Annotated in this window: 4 protein-coding genes; 1 reads left to right on the forward strand and 3 read right to left on the reverse strand. The window is 69.1% G+C overall.

Going from position 1 to position 3,003, the window contains the following annotated elements:
- Positions 1-289: photosynthetic reaction center cytochrome c subunit family protein (locus CCR84_RS05115; protein WP_201210294.1), on the forward strand; the 289-nt coding region annotated here is incomplete at its 5' end.
- A 375-nt stretch (positions 290-664) separates the two neighbouring features.
- Here the strand turns inward: CCR84_RS05115 and bchJ are convergent.
- The 3 genes from bchJ to CCR84_RS05130 all read right to left on the reverse strand — a co-directional run.
- Entirely contained in the window at positions 665-1,294 is a 630-nt protein-coding gene (gene bchJ, locus CCR84_RS05120; protein ID WP_201210295.1) for a bacteriochlorophyll 4-vinyl reductase, read from the reverse strand.
- Positions 1,295-1,298: 4 nt separating this feature from the next.
- Positions 1,299-2,546 carry a geranylgeranyl reductase family protein gene (locus CCR84_RS05125; protein WP_201210296.1) on the reverse strand — a complete coding sequence of 416 codons (1,248 nt, stop codon included), beginning with the start codon at positions 2,544-2,546 and terminating at the stop codon, positions 1,299-1,301.
- 32 nt (positions 2,547-2,578) lie between these two features.
- Positions 2,579-3,003, reverse strand: a 425-nt coding sequence (locus tag CCR84_RS05130) for a UbiA family prenyltransferase (RefSeq protein WP_201210297.1), incomplete at its 5' end; no start/stop codon positions are given.

Below are 3,003 nucleotides of genomic sequence, written 5' to 3' on the forward strand. Positions count from 1 at the left end.
CCACAACACGCGTGCGTTTGCCGAGTGGGACGCGAGCACGCCGCAGCGCGTGACGGCGTGGCACGGTATCCGTCTGGCACGTGACCTGAACGTGAACTACCTGAACCCGCTGCGCGAGACCTTCCCGGCGAACCGTCTCGGTCCGCAGGGCGACGCGCCGAAGGTGAATTGCGCGACCTGCCACAACGGGGTGTACAAGCCCTTGTTCGGCGTCAGCCTGGCGAAGGACTACCCGTCGCTGAAGAAGCCGGCAGCGCAGCAAACTGCGGCTCCGGCACAAGGCATCTAAGCAGTAGTTCCGCCGTAACGATCATGGTGAGTCGTGCCAGCCTTGAGCATGAAACGCAGCTCTTCGCTGCCGTTGCGAGGCGCGTAGCGCCGTGGCAATCCAGTTCGTAGCGCCATCTCTGCGCCCTTACCCCGTCTTCCGTAGGCGACGCGATGATAGCCCCACGCACTGGATCGCCACGCCCTGCGGGCTCGCGATGACGGAGTGCTGATCGCGACGGCTTCGGCAGATCAGGCCGGCCGATATTTCATGCAGTTTTTCCACCGTTCATGTTGAGCGAGAAGGCCAGCCCGCGAGGGCTGGCCTTCTCGTATCCCGGTCGGCAGGACCGGCTACGCCGCGGTCGTGCTCCTGGCGTGTGCTACGGTCGGTGCGTTACCAGCGCACCGCGAACACGCACTCCGGGTCGCCCTTGGCCTCGCAGCGGATCTCCTCGACCGTCGTTCCCCGTCGCACCAGTTCGCCGAAGATGCGCGCGAAGGTGCCGGCGTAGAAGTCGCAGACGGCCGTCGCGCTGTGCGCGTCGCGACAGATCGGGCCGTGCGCGATGGTGAGCAGCAAGGGCGCTTCCGCGGCACCGAAACGGACCGAAAAGGCGCCGCTGCCGGCGAAGGTCCAGGCGTGCTTGCCGATCGCCGCGACGAGGATCCTGGCCGCCAGCGGTGCCGGCGTCACGCGCAGGATGGCCTGCGCCGGTTTCGGGATGCGCACGGCGAGCAGGTAGTCGCCGGTCCGCCGCCCGGCGTCGCGGCCGATGCGTGCGCAAAGTTCGGCCGGCAGTTCGTGGCGCAGGGCGGCGTGCAGGCGCGTCACCCAAGCCTCGTCGACCATCTCGGTCGGCGGGGTGCTGAGGCAGGCCGACAGACCGGCGGCGGCGAAGATGCGTTCGGTCGTCGCGCGCCCGCAGGCGGCGTCGATCGCCTCGGCCATGCGCGTGATCGAGTTCGGGCCGATGCGCCCGGCGATGTCGTGTGCCGATGCGGCGTGAGGGGCAGGGGCGTTCATCGGATCAGGCCTTCGCCAGGCCGAGCAGGTGCGCGACGTCCTTCAGGAAGACACGCACGTGTGCAAACGGCTTCTTGCGCACCAGACGCTTGTGCAGGTAGGACTCCCAGGTCAGGTCCTGGATGTCCGGGTCGGCGCAGAGCTTGACGAACTTCTCGCGACGCGCGTCCGAGGTGTACCAGAAGCGCTGCAGCAGGCCGAGCGCCCAGAAGACGCGACCGTGCGCCTTCATGAACTTGCGCCGCGCGATGCCGAGCGAAGTCGCCTTGCCGGTGGCGAGGAGGGCCTCGACGGCCTCGGCGGCAAAGCGGCCGCCGGCGAGTGCGTAATAGATGCCCTCACCCGAAGCCGGGGCGACGCAGCCGGCGGCATCGCCGGCCAGCACCACATCGCGGCCGTTGTCCCACTTGGCCAGCGGCTTCAGCGGCAGCGGCGCGCCTTCGCAGCGCAGCGTCTCGGTCTCTCCGAGGCCGGCGATCTTGCGCAGGTCGGCGGTCGCGCGGCGCAGCGGAAAACCCTTGATCTCGCTGCCGACGCCGATGCTCATCGTGTCGCCGTGCGGGAACACCCAGCCGTAGAAGTCGGGCGAGACGCGCCCCTGGTAGTAGACGTCGCAGCGCTCGCCATCGACGCCTTCGGGCGTGCGCACGATCTCGTGGTAGGCGAACACGTAGCGCATCTTGTCGGCGCCGGGGACGCAGTGCTTGGCGACCTGCGAGTTGGCGCCGTCGGCGCCGATGATCGCGCGCGCGCGCACCTGGCGCTCGACGCCTGCCTGGCCCCCGGCGACCTCGCTCGGGTTGAGGCCGTCGCTGCCGGCGACATCACCCTCGGCGGCGGTGGCGGCCGCGGTCTCGCGGTAATGGACGATGGCGGTGCCGTCGGCATCGCGGCTGAGCTTCAGGTAGTTGCCCTGCTTGAGCACGGCACCGCTGGCGGCGGCGCGCTGGCGCAGCCACTCGTCGAAGTCCTTGCGATCGACCAGGCCGACGAAGCCGATCGGGATCGGCATGTCGACGGCGCGACCGCTCGGCGCGATCATCCGTGCCGCGCGCGCCTTGGCGACGAGCACTTCCTCCGGCAGGTCGAACTCCTTCAGGGCCTGCGGCGGGATGGCGCCACCGCAGGGCTTGATGCGGCCGCCGCGTTCGAGCAGCAGCACCTTGCGCCCGGCCTTCGCCAGATCGTTCGCCGCGGTCGCACCGGCCGGGCCACCGCCGATGACTACGACGTCGTAGGTTTCCGTATTCATTTTTTTGGTTTGCTCTGGATGGGAATGGGTTTTCAGCCGCCGGCTGCTAGCGACCGGATGCCGATGGCGGCAGCCATCATTCCGGAGACGTAGAGGGTGACGCCGAAGGCGGAGAGGAAGAGGGCGTTCTTGACCGGGTCCTTGAGGAAGCGGGCCATGAGGACGAGCTGGACGGCGAGGACGGCGGCGACGATGGCGGCCTGGACGGGGCGGTCCCAGGCGTGTAGCAGCCAGACGACGACGAACTGGGGCAGGGCCATGATGCCGGCGGCCCAGCGCGCGGCGCCCTGGACGCCGAGGACGACCGGCAGCGATTTGAGTCCCATCTGCGTGTCGCCCTCGATCGCCTTGAAGTCGTTCAAGGTCATGATGCCGTGCGCGCCGATGCTGTAGAGGACGGCGAGCAGGATCGACTCGGTCGGCGGCAGCGCGCCGCCGGCCATGACGACGGCGCCGG

The organism is Rhodocyclus purpureus, assembly GCF_016653115.1.
Classification (GTDB): domain Bacteria; phylum Pseudomonadota; class Gammaproteobacteria; order Burkholderiales; family Rhodocyclaceae; genus Rhodocyclus; species Rhodocyclus purpureus.

What these genes read in the sequence shown, in the direction of transcription:
- bchJ (WP_201210295.1), bottom strand. Translation starts at nt 1,294, where the DNA reads ATGAACGCCCCTGCCCCTCACGCCGCATCGGCACACGACATCGCCGGG.
- CCR84_RS05125 (WP_201210296.1), bottom strand. Translation starts at nt 2,546, where the DNA reads ATGAATACGGAAACCTACGACGTCGTAGTCATCGGCGGTGGCCCGGCC.